The organism is Mesorhizobium sp. M0894 (assembly GCF_040319725.1).
Taxonomy (GTDB): Bacteria; Pseudomonadota; Alphaproteobacteria; order Rhizobiales; family Rhizobiaceae; genus Mesorhizobium.
Genome location: NZ_JAMYOG010000018.1, coordinates 26,035 through 40,996, shown reverse-complemented (window position 1 = coordinate 40,996; position 14,962 = coordinate 26,035). Strand labels below are relative to the sequence as shown.

Annotated in this window: 9 protein-coding genes; all 9 read left to right on the top strand. The window is 59.6% G+C overall.

What is annotated here, in order from left to right; translation table 11 throughout:
* Nucleotides 1-1,338: 1,338 nt before the first annotated feature.
* The 9 genes from NKH91_RS26440 (at nt 1,339) to NKH91_RS26400 (ending at nt 14,948) form a co-directional block, all read left to right on the top strand.
* Entirely contained in the window at nt 1,339-2,058 is a 720-nt protein-coding gene (locus NKH91_RS26440; RefSeq protein WP_502897219.1) for a LuxR family transcriptional regulator, read from the top strand.
* 84 nt (nt 2,059-2,142) lie between these two features.
* A complete protein-coding gene (locus NKH91_RS26435; RefSeq protein WP_352813058.1) occupies nt 2,143-2,802 on the top strand; it encodes an acyl-homoserine-lactone synthase in 660 nt (219 codons plus the stop codon).
* A 319-nt stretch (nt 2,803-3,121) separates the two neighbouring features.
* Nucleotides 3,122-3,463 (top strand): hypothetical protein, encoded by a 342-nt coding sequence (locus tag NKH91_RS26430; RefSeq protein WP_352813060.1) that lies wholly within the window; start codon nt 3,122-3,124, stop codon nt 3,461-3,463.
* A gap of 19 nt (nt 3,464-3,482) precedes the next feature.
* Nucleotides 3,483-4,637, top strand: coding sequence for a hypothetical protein (locus tag NKH91_RS26425; RefSeq protein WP_352885398.1), 1,155 nt, complete (start codon nt 3,483-3,485; stop codon nt 4,635-4,637).
* Between the two features lie 76 nt (nt 4,638-4,713).
* A complete protein-coding gene (locus tag NKH91_RS26420; protein ID WP_352813102.1) occupies nt 4,714-6,207 on the top strand; it encodes a S8 family peptidase in 1,494 nt (497 codons plus the stop codon).
* Nucleotides 6,208-6,228: 21 nt separating this feature from the next.
* Nucleotides 6,229-6,489 carry a hypothetical protein gene (locus tag NKH91_RS26415; RefSeq protein ID WP_352813065.1) on the top strand — a complete coding sequence of 87 codons (261 nt, stop codon included), beginning with the start codon at nt 6,229-6,231 and terminating at the stop codon, nt 6,487-6,489.
* 274 nt (nt 6,490-6,763) lie between these two features.
* Nucleotides 6,764-10,687, top strand: a complete 3,924-nt coding sequence (locus NKH91_RS26410) for a S8 family serine peptidase (protein WP_352813066.1) — start codon at nt 6,764-6,766, stop codon at nt 10,685-10,687.
* Nucleotides 10,688-10,773: 86 nt separating this feature from the next.
* Nucleotides 10,774-12,450, top strand: a complete 1,677-nt coding sequence (locus NKH91_RS26405) for a hypothetical protein (protein WP_352813068.1) — start codon at nt 10,774-10,776, stop codon at nt 12,448-12,450.
* A complete protein-coding gene (locus tag NKH91_RS26400; protein ID WP_352813070.1) occupies nt 12,450-14,948 on the top strand; it encodes a phospholipase D-like domain-containing protein in 2,499 nt (832 codons plus the stop codon). Before NKH91_RS26405 ends, NKH91_RS26400 begins: the two co-directional genes overlap by 1 nt.
* The last annotated feature ends 14 nt before the right edge of the window (nt 14,949-14,962 follow it).

The window sequence follows — 14,962 nt, the reverse complement described above, 5'->3', positions numbered from 1 at the left end:
CGGTCGTGTCGGTGAGCGTCGTGGGAAGAAGCTTGATCTCCGAAAGGGCGTTCACGGGAGGGGACGGCAGAGTAGGCGTGCCATCAGCCGAAAACGGTATGTCATAGAAGTGCCACTAGACATGCGCGAGGTGATCAGAAGTACCAGATGTTCTGGCCAGCGTCGGCGTTTCCAACGTCATCGCCTTCCGATTTGTAGCAATCGGGCGTGTGGAGGGTTCTGCAATTCAATCGGTCTTGATGTCGTCGGCCCAGGTCGCCGCCCGAACAAAGGCCTGTTGTGCAATCTCATCGTGGGCAAGCCTAGGCCCTTGGTCCACATGCCGTAGGCAGGATGCAGCTTTATCAGCGCGTCCACCTTGATCTTTGTTGCAGGCTTTAGTCAACCCTAAGCAATTGGGGCCACCTCCATATGACCCATATCCTACCACGCCATCGAGGGAGACATGGGACCGATCAAGATTGCAAAGACCGCAAGGGCAAGACGGAACAACGTCGCCTCCTTCGTTGGCGTACTTTTTCGCGCAGTTTATCGGAAGTTAGAACTGAGCGCACACTACGCGCAAGGGGAATCTATCCCAATATCCTCTGCTTGCTATTCTTTTGCGAGCAGGCATTTAATCAGAGATTTCTTTACGCACCAAGGTGAGAGTTTAATTGTCTCGACGGTCAGGGGACGGGTGCAGGGAGGGTTCAATGGGGCGGCGAGACGTATTGGGTCAGAGGCCGCGACGCTCCATCATTTCCGAGCTGGTTGTGTGCGGCTTCACTGCAGGCCGGTGGACCTCGCCAAGTTCCAATGCACGGGGGAGCTAGACAGCAGCGTGGTCAAGCGCGTCTCCTTCAACGCCGAGCATGTCTATATGCTCATTCGGCTCAAGTAGGTCAGGCATCACGAGATTGACCAGGCACCGTTTTGCAACTTCTTGGCAGTGGGATCTAAGGTGGCCTTCTACAACGCGAGCATCGAGGCATGCGGGGGAGGGTCACTGACGCTTGGATTGGGATCGCGATTTCGCACCTGTTTTTCGATGTCGCAGCCCACAAGAATGCCAACATTGAAACGGTTGTGGTCTCGTGTCCGTCACGAGCCAATGGCGGCAGAAGTCGATCGCGGCATGCACCAAAAACTGCTCAGGCTGCAGTTTCAGCAAGGGTCCTACACGCTCAACAGGGGAAATTGTGGCTGCCGTCTCGTCTGGATTTCAGGGTTGACAGGAACTCACCAAGCAAGGCCTGACTCATCCTGCTGCCGAGCCAGCGCTGATTTATTTGGATACATTCCAAGCCCCTAATTTTCCGATATACTGTTTCGGCGTGTGTGGGCTGGGTCGCTGACATGATTGATTCAGACGTGTTTGATTTTGTCGAACGCTGCAGGAAGCACACGGCAACCGGGCCGTTGCTAAGTGATCTTCTTGAAACGGTCAGAAATCTCGGCTTCGAACATCTCATCCTGAGTGGTGTGCCACTTGGAGGGCAAAAGCTGGCGCCGATGGTTGAACTGAATGGCTGGCCCGCAGGCTGGTTCCAACGTTATGTCGAGGCCGAGCATGCCGCCGTTGACGGCGTCTGCATATACTCGGCGAAAACCCTGAAGCCGTTCCTTTGGGCCGACGTCCCAGCAAAATGGTCCGATACGGAAGGTTCGCGACGGGTTGCGGGCGAAGCGACAGAGTTCGGCATCTGTAGCGGCTTCGCCGTGCCAATGCTCAGCGTCCACCATTGGCAGTCTGTCTTGTCATTCGCCTCCTCTGCCAAGTCCTGCACGCTCTCTCCGCGGCAGCAGGTGCAACTGGTGACGATGGCGGTATACGCCGGCATGTCGATCCAGGCTCTGTCAAATGACGACGGCGATGAGGGTCCGCTGACGGATCGCGAAAAGGAAGTGCTTTTGTGGGCTGCGGCGGGCAAGACTTCGTCGGAAACATCCCAGATCCTCGGCGTGACCGAGCGCACCGTCAAATGGCACGCTACGCGGGCTCGTGAGGCTTTTGGCGTCGCTTCGACCACGCAAGCCGTCGTCGAAGCAGTGCGCAGGCGTCTGATCCATCCCTGAACGTGTCAACTGTCCGATCGGACAGGTGACGTACTTTAGCGCGCCTGCAACTATTCTCCCGAAGAACGATCGGGGGATCGCGCAATGATAGCTGCCCATGTCGTCAACGCGCATAACAAGTATCTCTACGAAAACGAATTCGATGAGTTTTTGCGCCGGCGGCACGACTTTTTCGTGCACCAGAAACATTGGCGCCCTGCGAGTCCGGATGGTCGCGAGCTGGATCAATTCGATACGGAAGCGGCAACCTATCTGCTGGGTATCGAAGACGGTCGCGTGGTGACCTCGGCTCGGTTGATCCCAACGAGCGAGCCGCACATGGTTTCGGAGGTCTTTTCTCACATGTGCGAAAAATCGGGCGTGCCCAGGCGTCCCGATTGGGCCGAATGGACACGCACTTTCGTCGTGCCTGACAAACGCTCGACCGGGCTGCGGGGCACGCTGACGCAGCTGTGCTGCGCGGTGATGGAATACGCACTCGACGAGGGGCTCGGCGCTGTCGGCGGCATCCAGGAAACCTACTTCATGCCCCACCACGGCGCGCTCAAATGGCGGGCCGAGCCGCTGGGGATGGCCAGGGAAGAAAACGGTGAGTGGTACATTGTCGCCTACATAGAAGTGAATGAGGCGGCCCTGGCGAGTGTTCGGAAGATCCTGGGCATCGGCCATTCGCTGCTGGTTCGTCGCGGCATTCAACGGCCGTTCCTCGAAAGCAGCAAGAACCTGCTGCGCGTGCCTGCATAACAACAATCGGCATCGGGAGGAAAGCATGAAAATGGGGGCCATCCTCATCGCTACAACTATCGTCGTCGTTGGGCTTGCATCCGGCACTCAGGCCCAGCAGGTCACAGCCTCCGGATGCGCGGAAGCCGTGTTGAAGCGGGCTGCGTCATGATAAAAGCCGGCCGGGAAACCTGACCACGAGAAATACTGCGCCAACAATAAATAGCATAGACAAAGTTTAAGAATATGTATAGATATTAATACAGATTTTGGCTAGAGAAGACGGCAACGTTAGCAGAATTATTATGCGCTCTGCGCTCTGCGCTCTGGGATCTATGTGATGGTTGATAGATATGCGGATATTGTAGGTATCCTCGAAGAAGCTGTGTCGTCAGGTGACATTGGCGCACATAAGAATTTCTGGCGTACGCTGACGCGCGATGAATTTGTCGCATACAAGGTGTTTGGCAGCGTGGCGCTGATTGCGCCGTCCAAAATGGGCAATGGGTTTGACCCGGTAGAGTCAAACCTTGTCAAGGCGCTCGAAGCGCGCCCGCCTTTCGGGCGCGACGTTGGAATTGCCGGAGCAACGTTCAGGAGAATGCCAGCGGGGCGCCCCGTTGTTTCTCAGGATCAGATCGATCGTGTTCGTGCATGGCTTGAGGCTGGAGCGCCAGCCTGATCCAGGAGGAAAAACGAAAATGAACTTGATTGCACGCATGAGCGGCTGTGCCGCTGCACTTTTAGTCCTCAGCGCAATCTTTCCAGCGTCATTGCAAGGGCAGAGTGGAGCCCCTGTACTACAGCCCAATCCTGCAGATGCAATCAATCAGCCTCACAAGCACGCCTGGGATCTTTTCCTGGCAGTCAATCATCCAGCCGACCTTTCCCATGGGCGTGGAATTGCTGATCCTACGAAGAAGATCGGCGATGCCGGGCAGGTGGTCTGGGAGACGTGGAAATTAGCCCGGACCGAAGTGTTCTTAGACCCAGCCACGAAACCTGAGACATGGGAAACACCGCCCAGCAATACTGCGAAGATTGTTGACCCGCCAAAGTCGTCGGTCTTGGTCGCGGAGCTGTTGAAAGGCAAGAACGGCATCGGCATTCAGCTCGATCCCGGCGAGCCGACCAACGAAACACGCATGAACAAGGCAACATTCGATTTTATGCGTGACAACGGACTTTATTCAGTTGAGGGACAAGAAGAATTCATGCAGGCCAAGTTGGCCGCGGCGCAGAAGATGTCATTTCCACTTGAGTCGGTTGAGGTGAAGGCCTCGTGGAGGAAATTTGCTGTGGCTGAGGAGAAGCCTGAGATTTCTGGTCGTTACTACACGCACCGCGACGAGAACGGTGTGCTCTGGGGTCTCGCCGCGTTGCATATTCTTACTAAAGAGGTTCCAAACTGGTTCTGGACCTCGTTCCGACAAGTTGACGGGCCAACGCCAGCATTTCCACAACCTGATCCTGTTGGTCGACCGGCTGCTCTCAATGGAACGGTTTGGCAGAACTATGAACTCAGCGGTGTCGAAACGGATTTCGTCGATTCAATGGGACGCCCAAATATCCTTTCTGATCCGATAATAGAGGGTGGTTTTGAGCATTCTTCTTGCATTAGCTGTCATGCCCACGCGGCCATTCGGACCAAAGTTGATGACGTACGAGATGAAATGCCGTTCTTCTTTGGTGTAGACGGAGCAGGCCAGGGGCTTACCCCAATAGGGCCTCCTGGACATGACACGTCGCTGCCGGTCGCCGACCAGACAAATATGTTCTTTGATGCCAACGGAGATCTGCAGTTCTTTCAGCAGGATTTCGTTTTCGCCTTACGGCGGGCGAATTCCCGCAAGTAGCGCTGGATTCCGGGGCGGCATCGCCGATTGAAACCAGCTATCACCACGCGACAACAGTTCGGAGGACGTGACCATCATGTCGTTTTCGGTTCGTGGATTGCCAGAATATCACAAAGGTATGCTCATTGTGGGTCTTCAACCGTCAATGGGTCGGTTCTGGCCGGGAGCGGACCCGGGTGTCATTGCTGCCTCGTTTGATACCCCGGCTATTTCGGCGATGGTGGGGCTTTCGCGGCGAGGCATGATCAAGCGCGTTATCCCGTTGTCGTCGGCGAGCCCAGGGGACGGGTTGGTTCCGGTTCTAGCTAGCTCCGCTGCAACCATAGCCGATTCCGAAGCAAGATACGGCGGGGGCGGGGCCCGTGTTGCTGCTGCGCTTGGCGCCACCGCGAGCCAGAAACGCAGCAAGGATGCAAACGCGGGTGTTTGCATTGTCGAGCTGGACTCGGAGGGCGACGAACATCGCTTACGTGACGAGCTTGCTAACGACCCGGATGTCACATTTGCCGCGCGCGTCCCCGTCCGCTACGCCTCAGTTCGTCGCCCTCGCCGGAGCAAGGTTACAGGTGCGACGCCGACGGCAATTCCTCCCGCCGGCGATATGTGGAACCTGGCGCGGATTGGCTGGAGCGAAGCGCGGGGATTGCCTGATTTCAAGGATGCAACGAAAATAAAGGTCGCCGTTCTTGATACTGGAATTGACGAACAGCATCCGGATTTGGTCGGTCGGATAGCTGGTTATGTGCATACCTACGCAGGCGTATCCGCGCCATCCGGTCCAGAAGATGTGATTGGACACGGTACTCATGTCGCTGGAACGATCTGTGCAAATTTCGATAACGTTTTCGGGGTACGCGGTATTGCCTCTTGTGCACTGCTGGCATGGAAGATCTTTGATGACGAGCCGGATCTCCTTCGGGTGCTGCTCGGACCAGACGAGTACGTCTATTATGTGGATCCTGTGATGTATCGTCGTGCGCTGAGCGAGTGCCTGGACGCGAAAGTTGATGTCGTCAATCTAAGCATCGGTGGGCCGGGTGAACCTGACCCGCAGGAAAGGCAGTTATTCGACCTGTTGGTGGCCGACGGTGTTACGGTCGTTGCAGCCATGGGAAATGAACGCAGTTTGGGTAGTCCGATTTCCTACCCTGCAGCAATACCAGGTGTGATCGGCGTTGGTGCGACGACGATTAATGACAGGGTCGCCGATTTTTCGAACAGAGGGGGGCACATCTCAATCGCCGCTCCTGGCGTTGGCATATGGTCAACGCTACCGACCTATCCTGGTCAGACGGGCTTCGTAGCGGCGACAAGACCAGATGGAACATCGATCCCGGGGGCGCCGAAGTCGCGGGACACGAACTACGCCTCCTGGCAGGGTACGTCCATGGCCAGCCCGCACGTTGCGGCAGCGGCGGCGCTAGTGCTCGCGAACAAGGGTAGGATGCCTGGGGGTGACGTGAGAACTGCGTTGATGAACTCGGCTGATCCTGTGCCTGGTATGGGTGGCGCTGCATTCCATCCCGACTATGGCGCCGGCCGGCTGAACTTGGTAAAATTGCTTGGTTAACAACGGTAGGAGCCTGTGTTTTTGCCCCAGCCGGATGTATTGCTGTTCAACTTTAAGTCGGATGTCCCCAGACTCCGTCGGGATGAGTTGCTGGCGACCATCGAAGGGTGGTCCGAAGTAAAGGCGGCGCAATATCTGAATCCTACGGCGAAGCGCGCTGAAACAGCTCGAATGGGTTACGTCGAACTGACGGAAGGCGCCGACACTGAAGCCGTTGGGCGCAAGCTTTCGGAGCTCGTTGAAGTTGAGATGACTCAGGAGCCGGCACGACGCGGGCTTTAGGTGGTGGCCTGAGATTAGCTGGGGCGGTTGTCTCCGATGGCACGGTCAAGGGCGAGCGAATAGTTTGGTGGCGAATCCGGACGACTGCACTTCGCCTCACGCATTAGAGCGACACGCCGGCGTTCTGAAATGGTGGATAGTACGGAAGTTACTAAGACCGAGATTGAACGTTCGGCAGCCGCCCCATTCTGCGTTCCAGTATCGGGGGCCGGCGTCTTTGTGGTGAAAATGGAAGTATTCGCAATGTCTTAGAGGTGGGGTGCACCGCAAACCGATGGCCAGAAAACGCAAATCCTCGGAAACGGCGCCCAAGCCGATCAAGGCGCAAGATGCGATGGTGCTGGACCCTACGGATACGGGGTCGCCGTTCATACCAGTTGGAGTAGGCGAAGGATCGTCGGGTGTAGCCGCAAGTCAGCCGCCCACACCGGAAGAAGACCTCGTCGTCGAAGTTGAATTGGCGCCGAGCGCAACTGCAATTGGCTCTGCGCTCTCGAGCAACACTGCGGGCTATCTCGCAGAAGTTGCCGGTGCCGCGCCGCCGGACGTGGCATTGCGCGGCGTCTTGCGGCGCTATGGGTTGCTTGAGGCGCGATCGGTGTTCACAGAGGGGCAGGTTCAGGCGGAACAGGCGCGCCTCGATGCGCTTCGGGCCGCGACCGCAATCGGATCTGCATCGGTTGAACAGGCAAGTGCACTGGAGCGCCTTCCGCCGCTGTCCAGCTTCATGCGGCTGCGCTTTCCGGGGGGTACGCCTCCGTCCGAGGTGACGACAGCGCTCAAGCAACTGCCGGAGGTCAACAAAGCGGTTATCGTGCCCAAGGCGGCGCCTCCAATGCTCGCCTTGTCGGAGCCCGATCCTACCGATCCACAGATCGGTGACGGACCGCTCACGTCGGACCCCGCGAATGGACTGGAATCGCAGTGGTATCTTCATCGCACCCGCGTGCCGCAGGCTTGGCAGTATTCGCGTGGCGCGAACGTTGTGGTCGCAGATATCGATTGGGGTTGCCGCACATCTCACCAGGAATTTCGGGCTTCCATCGATCGCTGCTACAATGCGGTCGATGGCGGTGCCGATGTGACGCAAGGATCGCACGCGGCCCACGGGACCGCGGTGCTTGGCATCGCCGGAGCGCGTGCAGACGGCGTTGGCATGGCCGGCTATGCGCCGGAGGCTTCGCTTTGGGCGGTCCAAGGGGACAGTGGCCCGAACGCACCCGTCTTCGAAGAGCCGTGGGCCGAGGCGGTCGACTTCGTTCGCCGCACCAATTCAGCGAACCGACGCAAGGTCGTGATCGTAGAGGTTCAGACTGCGCTCGGCGGCAATTTCGAGCAAATCCCATCCGTGCATCGCGCGATCCGTGCTGCGATTGCTGACGGCTGCGTCGTCTGTGTGGCTGCGGGCAACGGCAATCGACCGGCCGACAGGACCGATTCCGACGAGCCGTTCGATCCAACCGGCTCGATTCTGGTCGGAGCGACCGCATACGACGCCAACTTGAACAAACGCGCCTTTTTCAGCAACTACGGCGGCCGTGTCGTGGTTTCGGCACCAGGTGACCTGAACCACGACCTGACCTGCGGTCATGCGTCGGACTCCTCTTACCGCAACGGCTTCGGCGGCACGTCCGGTGCGACCCCTAAGGTCGCAGGCACCGTCGCGTTGATGCTGTCGGTGAACCCGGACCTGACACATGGCGACGTCCGGGACATCCTTTCCGGAACGGGCTCCACGCTGGTTGAAGATCCCGGCAAGCCGATCGGCACGTTCCTGAACGCCGAGGCCGCGGTGGCCGAGGCACTGCGTCGTCGCAGCTTGGGCCAGCCCACAGAGGCACTGCGCACGCCGGCCGGGCTGGAGGTGGCCGAGCCGCCGAAAACGAAGTCGGTCCATGGCATCAATCGTCGCCAGAGCCAATTGGTGCTGCCCAGGAATACCGGCGGGCCGATCAGCTGGGAGACGGTGGCCGAAACTCCGATTGTTGCCGACGCGGCCTCCGGCGAACAGCTTCCGGCTGGCGACAAGACGCTTCGGAGCTTTCGCGAAAGCGTCGAGGGCACTCTTACGCAACAGGATCGTATTCTGATCGTCGGGCAGGCAATCCAGATGCTCGACAATTTCTATGTCCATCGCCCGTTAAAGGAAGCGATCCACGCGGTGCGCCCGATCCAGCGACTTCGCGTGCTCCAGCGCCGGCTGATGCAGGAGAGCAATATTCCTGCCGGTGAACGGGACGAACTGGCGTTTCACAATACGCTAACTCAAGTTTTCAACTCGGTACGCGACCTTCATACGAATTATCAGCTTCCGCAGCCTTATCGCGATTACATCGCCTACCTGCCTTTCGAGGTGGCCCCGTTCTATGAGAACGGAGTTCGGAGGTACGTGGTAACGCGTGTGTTGACCGGCCATCAATTCCCCGTTCCCGAATTTGGGTCGGGCAGCGAACTGTTCTACTGGAACGGGATGGCGATCGAGCGCGCCGTGCGTGCGAATGCCGAGCAGACCGCCGGAAGTAACGACGCGGCGCGCCACGCGCGAGGCGTCAGTTCTCTGACAATCCGGCCCATGAATACAGCTCTGCCGCCGGATGCCGATTTCGTCGACCTGGAATTTCTGCCGCGACACGGCGATCCGAAGGATCTGTCGCAGCGGCGACAGATGCGGCAGCAATGGTTCGTCCGCTATGCGCCGACCACGTCGGGCGGCTCCGACAAGACGGCCGTGTCGGCGCCCCCTGCGCAAATTCAGCCGCAACCTCCGCAGGCGCCTCCGGCGGATATCTCCTTTGCGGCGAATGTGTCGGTGGATTTTAGCCGACACAGCACGGCGCGGTCGGCGAGCGTCATCTTCGATGAACCGGCCAAGATGGTGCCTCCGGCGGAGGCGGCGCCGCCGGCAGCTGCCGTCCCCGCGGCGTTGCTGTCACGAAATCTCGGGCTGGCTGCGGTGCTCGGCCTCGATAACGCGGCGGATGCCGTGCGGGAGGCGCGCCAGCTCATCTTCGATTCCGGCGCCTTGCGGAACCTGCAGAGCGCTAATTTCGGTGAGCAAGTCTCGGGCTTTTTTGCTAGCGCATCGCCTGACTCGCTGGAGGAAAATCCGACCGGCACGGAGATTACCGTCATGGTGCCCTGGAACGCTGCGTTCCGGGCCCGGACCATCGACATTGGTGGCGTGACCTATGGCCACCTCCAGATCAGAACATTTCATGTTGAAGACGCTGACGGCTTCGTTGCGGAATTCGTCCGGCTGCTCAGGAGGACACCACCAAATGGTCTGATCGTAGACGTGCGTGGCAATGGAGGCGGTAGCATCCTGGCAGCCGAGCGGCTGCTCCAGACACTCACCGCGACGAGAATCGAACCAGAACGCATGCAGTTCGTCGTCACGCCGGGCACGCTCGATCTGTCACGTAACAACCCGGTCGGTTCCCAGATTCCCCTTGATCAATGGCGCCCATCGCTTGAGGAGGCAGTCGAGACGGGCTCTCTGTATTCTCATGCCTTCCCGCTGACCGATCCGGTCAGCTGCAACTCGATTGGGCAGCGGTATTATGGCCCTGTTGTGCTGGTGGTTGATGGCAACTGCTACTCTGCAACCGACATGTTTGCCGCAGGTTTCCAGGACCACCGCATCGGCAAGATCCTTGGTGTCGCCAGCAACACTGGCGCCGGTGGAGCGAATGTCTGGGAGCACTGGCTCCTGAACCTTGTCCTGCCGACGGGATGGGGGCTGAAGCCGTTGCCGAACAACGCCAGCATGCGTGTGGCCATACGCCAGTGCCTGAGAGTCGGACCGCGCGCTGGCGCATTGCTTGAAGACTTCGGCGTCGTCCCTGACGAGATACACAGACCCACCCGCGCCGATGTGATGGAAGGTGATCGAGAGTTGCTCGCTCGTGCGGCGGAACTCCTCTCGAAGGAACCTCGTCGCGAGATCAGCGTCACAATAGGCGCCTCCGATCCGGCCAAGCCGGGCTTTCGCCTTGTGAGCATCAATACGGTCGGACTGACGAGGCTGGATTTCTACGTCGAGGGCAAGCCGGAAGGAAACGTCAGTCTCAATCCGGACACCGCGGGCAAGGCCACGCTGACGCTGCCCATGAAAGCCGGGTCGAACATCAATCTGGCCGGATTCATCAAGCCGAACGATCTTGTGGCTGTCGCGGTCCATCGCGGGCACGTGGCGTAGAGGAGGCGGGGGTCATCCGACTCGGACAGCAGGGGCAATTCTCGATGCGGCGCTGACGCCGCCTGACGAATGGAGAGGAGTTGGGCTTGACAATCTCTCGGGAGCAACAGCGTTTCCCGACGCGCAACTATCCCTACCGGAAGGGTGGTGCGCGCTTGGCCGCGCCTGCCGACGCAGTGCCGCCCGAAGCGAATGTGCTCTATCGTCGAGTCGGCGGGATCGATACCGACCCACGGCCGATGGATGCCGAGGAACTCGCTAAACTAGATGACCCTCTTGGCCGACTGCTGCGCTCGGGCAATCCGTTTCCGCTGACGACGCGGAGCCTGATTGCAGCCTTCGACGCACTCGGCGGGACGGCGGATGCGCTGCCGCGACAGCTGGTCTTTTTGGTCGCAGATGGCGGACATATTCCGTGGACACCGCAAACCGATCGGCTCCAGCGCGCATTCCGCTTCGTGATCGTTCGTGGAAAAGCCGACTTCACGTTGCTCGTTTCCTCGAGCACTTTAGCCGATTCCGCCGCGGACGATGCGTTTCTGCAGATCATCGGCTGGGACGATACGCATAAGGTGTTTCATTTCTACGAGCGGCTGACTGGTGCCTACTTCTGGGCTGGGATGTCGTCCCACGCATTACAGGCCGCCACACGCGGCAAAGGCCCTTTCGACAGCCATGTGAACGGTGCGACCGTCATGAAGGAGCTGCGATCGCCCTGGATTCATTGGCACGCGCCGCAGGCAGGCATCAACGAAAACGCGCTGGCGCCTGACGATCCACTGCGGAACGATCCTCTCTTCATTGGCCGCGTGACCGCTGAACGCATGGAGACCGAGGTTGCGCGACCGGGCATTCGGCGCTGGAATGCGGCGCGCATCGCGCGGGCCGTCGACGCCGACGGCAGCTGGAACGACGTTCGCCACTTCCTGCGCCAGGCTGTGACGGACACCACGGTGAACTTAGCCACGTCGGAAACGGCGAGCCATCTGATTGGGGAGGAGACTCCGCTCAAGCCACCGCTGTCGTTCTTCCTCAACCGCGATACGCTGTTCACAACCTTGGGCCTCGAGCCCGACGACCCGGCAGATGCCGACATCATGGTCCCGGGACTGGTCTATCGCAGGTGTCTGGCCGATTACGACGTTCATCTGTCCGACGGCTTGCTGCGCATCGAGGGCGACTCGCATTTTGCCTTTCTGACACCCGAGCCGGCTTTCGAGGATACGCAGCTGATCGATGCCCTCTTGCTGGCCGGCCTGCTGACCAGGCGCTTCGTCGCCGCGCTGACGATGACTGATTTCCCAAATCCGGTCTTTTCGGCGCGCCGGGCGGCCCTGCTTCGCCATGTGCCGACGGTCGCCAAAGGCCCAAACGCCGGAGAGGCAATGGAATGGGAATTTCTAGAGGCGATCCGTGCCGCTACAGGCCAGCAAGGCATTGGCGCCAACAGTCCGGAGCGGGAGTTCCTGTCGAACTTCGAGACGGTCGATTTCGAAGCCGCCTCCAGGGAGCGCATCGCGCAGTACTTCGGGTTGTTGAGGGCGGGCATGACCGATCCCGAGACCGTCGACGGCTGGTTCCGTCTAGCGGAGTATCGGCGACGACGGTTTCGCCGTAGGCCACTCGCCGAATTCGCGCTGACCACCCCGCGGACCAACATACCGCTGACGGCCGCTCCCTTGCGGATGACCGAGTATGGCCGTGTCGAGCCTGTCCGGACTGCCGAAACAGACGAGCCCCAACCACCTCAGGGAGAGACTTAATGCCCCGACTCGATCCGCCTGGATTTCTCGATGACCTCGATGCAGCCGGCAAGGAGGCCTGGAGCCAGCAGGTCTCCGCCTGGCTCGACAACGCCCGCGAAGGAGATCCTGCCCGCAATGACGGGCCGCGCGATCAGTTCTTCAATCCGCTGACCAATCCGCCAGCCGCGGACGCGCAGGTGGCCGTGATCTCGTGGAACGCGTTTCCGCGCCAGGTGCGCCTCAACTCCCTGAGTGATATGCAACGCTGGCGCCGGGCCGACGCGGCGCGCAGTGTCCAGGACGAATATTGCGAGTGGAGCGCGGCGCGCGATCCAGCCAGCGGTAAGATCATGCGTGTCGATTTCACTTGCGAAGGCCCCGAATACTGGCAGTTCTTGGCTGGCCAGGACCCGGAAAAGGTCGTGTCGCTCTATCGGGAACTTGTTTCGCCCTTGGTCCAGCGCGAAGACCTCTTTGTCGGCGGCGTCTACGAGCTCAGGAACCGCTTCAACAACTCGACCAGCAACGGCATCATGCATCTGATCCAGGACGCCAATACGCTGAGGGCGGAGATCTGGCTGGGCGCTGCCGCAACCATTCGCCGCAGGCGGGCCGGACAGGACATCACCGACGCCCAGGCGTTGATACAGTGCTCGCGTTATGGCGAGCCGAACCGCAACAGCGACCCGTTCATCGGCGATCAGGTCAACGCCCTCGCCAGGAGGCTGGCGGATATCACGCTGAACAACCCTGTTGGGCTTTATCTTCACCAGTTTAACCCAGTGGGTTGGGTGACGCCCGACGGCGAGAATGCAATGAACTTCTGGCGGTTCACGCGCGGCAGCAACGATCATTTCGTGCGCGCGACCTACGAAGTCCCACCTGGGCGCGGCTATGTCGTGGGCGACATCAAGATCGACGGCCGTCCTATCCAGTTCGGCGCGCAGATCGCGGACTTCATCACCATCAAGCTGGAGGGCATGGCAACTCGCATCGGGCAGAGTACGGTTGCCGCTTTCGAGGGATGCTGGGGAGAAGCTGGTGCGCCGCCTGCGGTCGTCGCCGCTGAGGCGGCGGATGCGGTTGCTTTGCCGACCCGGCTTCCCGGCCGAAGCGCAGCATACGACGCGCTGTCTGACCAGACGGTCGCCGAACGCACCGTCTTCGAAGCCCTGCCGGAGGTGCTTCGCCAGAACCTCGATCAAGCCGGCGCGGCCGACGACGCTGCCGCGCCGCCAGCATTGCTGCCCTATCCCCGGCTGCCGGATTCGAACTTTGTTCCCCGTTCTGTTGCCGGCAGGATCATGGCCTATGCCTCGCCGGATTCAACCTACGCCGTCACGAAGAAGCTGATCGATAGCTCGACCCGCTCACTCGTGATCGGCATCTACGACTTTAGCGCGGAATACATGAAAGAACATCTGAAGCGCGCGATGCGGCGCGGCGTCTCGCTATCTCTGATGCTAGACACAAATTCCACCGAGGAGCGGAACGTGCTGGATGAACTGGCGGCGCTCGGTGCAAACTGCGTCAAGGCGCCATCCAGCTCGGCCGGAAATCCCGTGGCTTACTTTGGCAACGCACACGAGAAGATAATCGTGGTCGACGGCGAGATTGCGATGATTCAAAGCGGCAATTGGTCGGAAAACAGCATCCCCTTCAACGAGGGCGACGGGGTGGTAATAGGGAGTTTCGAACCCGGCAATCGCGATATGGGTATGGCAGTTGAATCGCGCGAACTGGCAGCCTTCTTCTCCGATCTGGTCGCCCGCGACATGCGGCTGTCGCAAGGGCAGCCGCCGGACGCAGTTCCGCCCGGTGTGCTTGCGGCTGCTTCGCCAGCGAGCGATATCTTCTTCGAAGCAGCGCCGCCAGCGATTCCGACGAGACTGTTTTCCAGCATCACCGTCACGCCGGAGTCACCGATCAGCGTCACTCCGGTCATCACGCCTGAAAATTTTCATCCGACGCTCAGCCTCTTGCTCAGGTCCGCCAGGCGCAGCGTTAGGATTGAGCAGCAATACCTCCGCGGCGGGCAGCCCGCCGTCGAGGCACTCCTGCAAGAGATCGCAGATGCACGCGCAGATCACCCTGATCTTGACGTGCGGATCATCGTCTCGAAAAAATATTTGAATACGGGCCAGAAACAGAAATTCGTAAAGGCGATGGACGATTTCGATTTAGCGTTCGATACAAACTATCGATATCTCTCGACCCATCATTTCGTCCATTGCCACAACAAGCTCGTCGTGGTTGACGATGAGAAGGTGTTGCTTGGCTCGCAAAACTGGTCGACAACCGGGTTGCTTTCCAACCGCGAAGCCAGCCTGCTCGTGGAGCATTCTGGCATCGCCAGCTATTTTGCGAAGCTCTTCGACGCCGACTGGGAACTGAGCGAACCTGGAGCTGCGCCACCCGACTTTATCGATCCCGCCGAGGCGGGTATCCGATCTGCTTCCGATTTCGCCCAAGGTGGTGTGGTGATATCCAGCGTGGCCGACTACAGGGACGTTTGAGCGGCTCAGCTATC

Coding starts and splice junctions, on each gene's coding strand:
- NKH91_RS26440 (WP_502897219.1), top strand. CDS start 1,339: ATGATTGATTCAGACGTGTTTGATTTTGTCGAACGCTGCAGGAAGCAC.
- NKH91_RS26435 (WP_352813058.1), top strand. CDS start 2,143: ATGATAGCTGCCCATGTCGTCAACGCGCATAACAAGTATCTCTACGAA.
- NKH91_RS26430 (WP_352813060.1), top strand. CDS start 3,122: ATGGTTGATAGATATGCGGATATTGTAGGTATCCTCGAAGAAGCTGTG.
- NKH91_RS26425 (WP_352885398.1), top strand. CDS start 3,483: ATGAACTTGATTGCACGCATGAGCGGCTGTGCCGCTGCACTTTTAGTC.
- NKH91_RS26420 (WP_352813102.1), top strand. CDS start 4,714: ATGTCGTTTTCGGTTCGTGGATTGCCAGAATATCACAAAGGTATGCTC.
- NKH91_RS26410 (WP_352813066.1), top strand. CDS start 6,764: ATGGCCAGAAAACGCAAATCCTCGGAAACGGCGCCCAAGCCGATCAAG.
- NKH91_RS26400 (WP_352813070.1), top strand. CDS start 12,450: ATGCCCCGACTCGATCCGCCTGGATTTCTCGATGACCTCGATGCAGCC.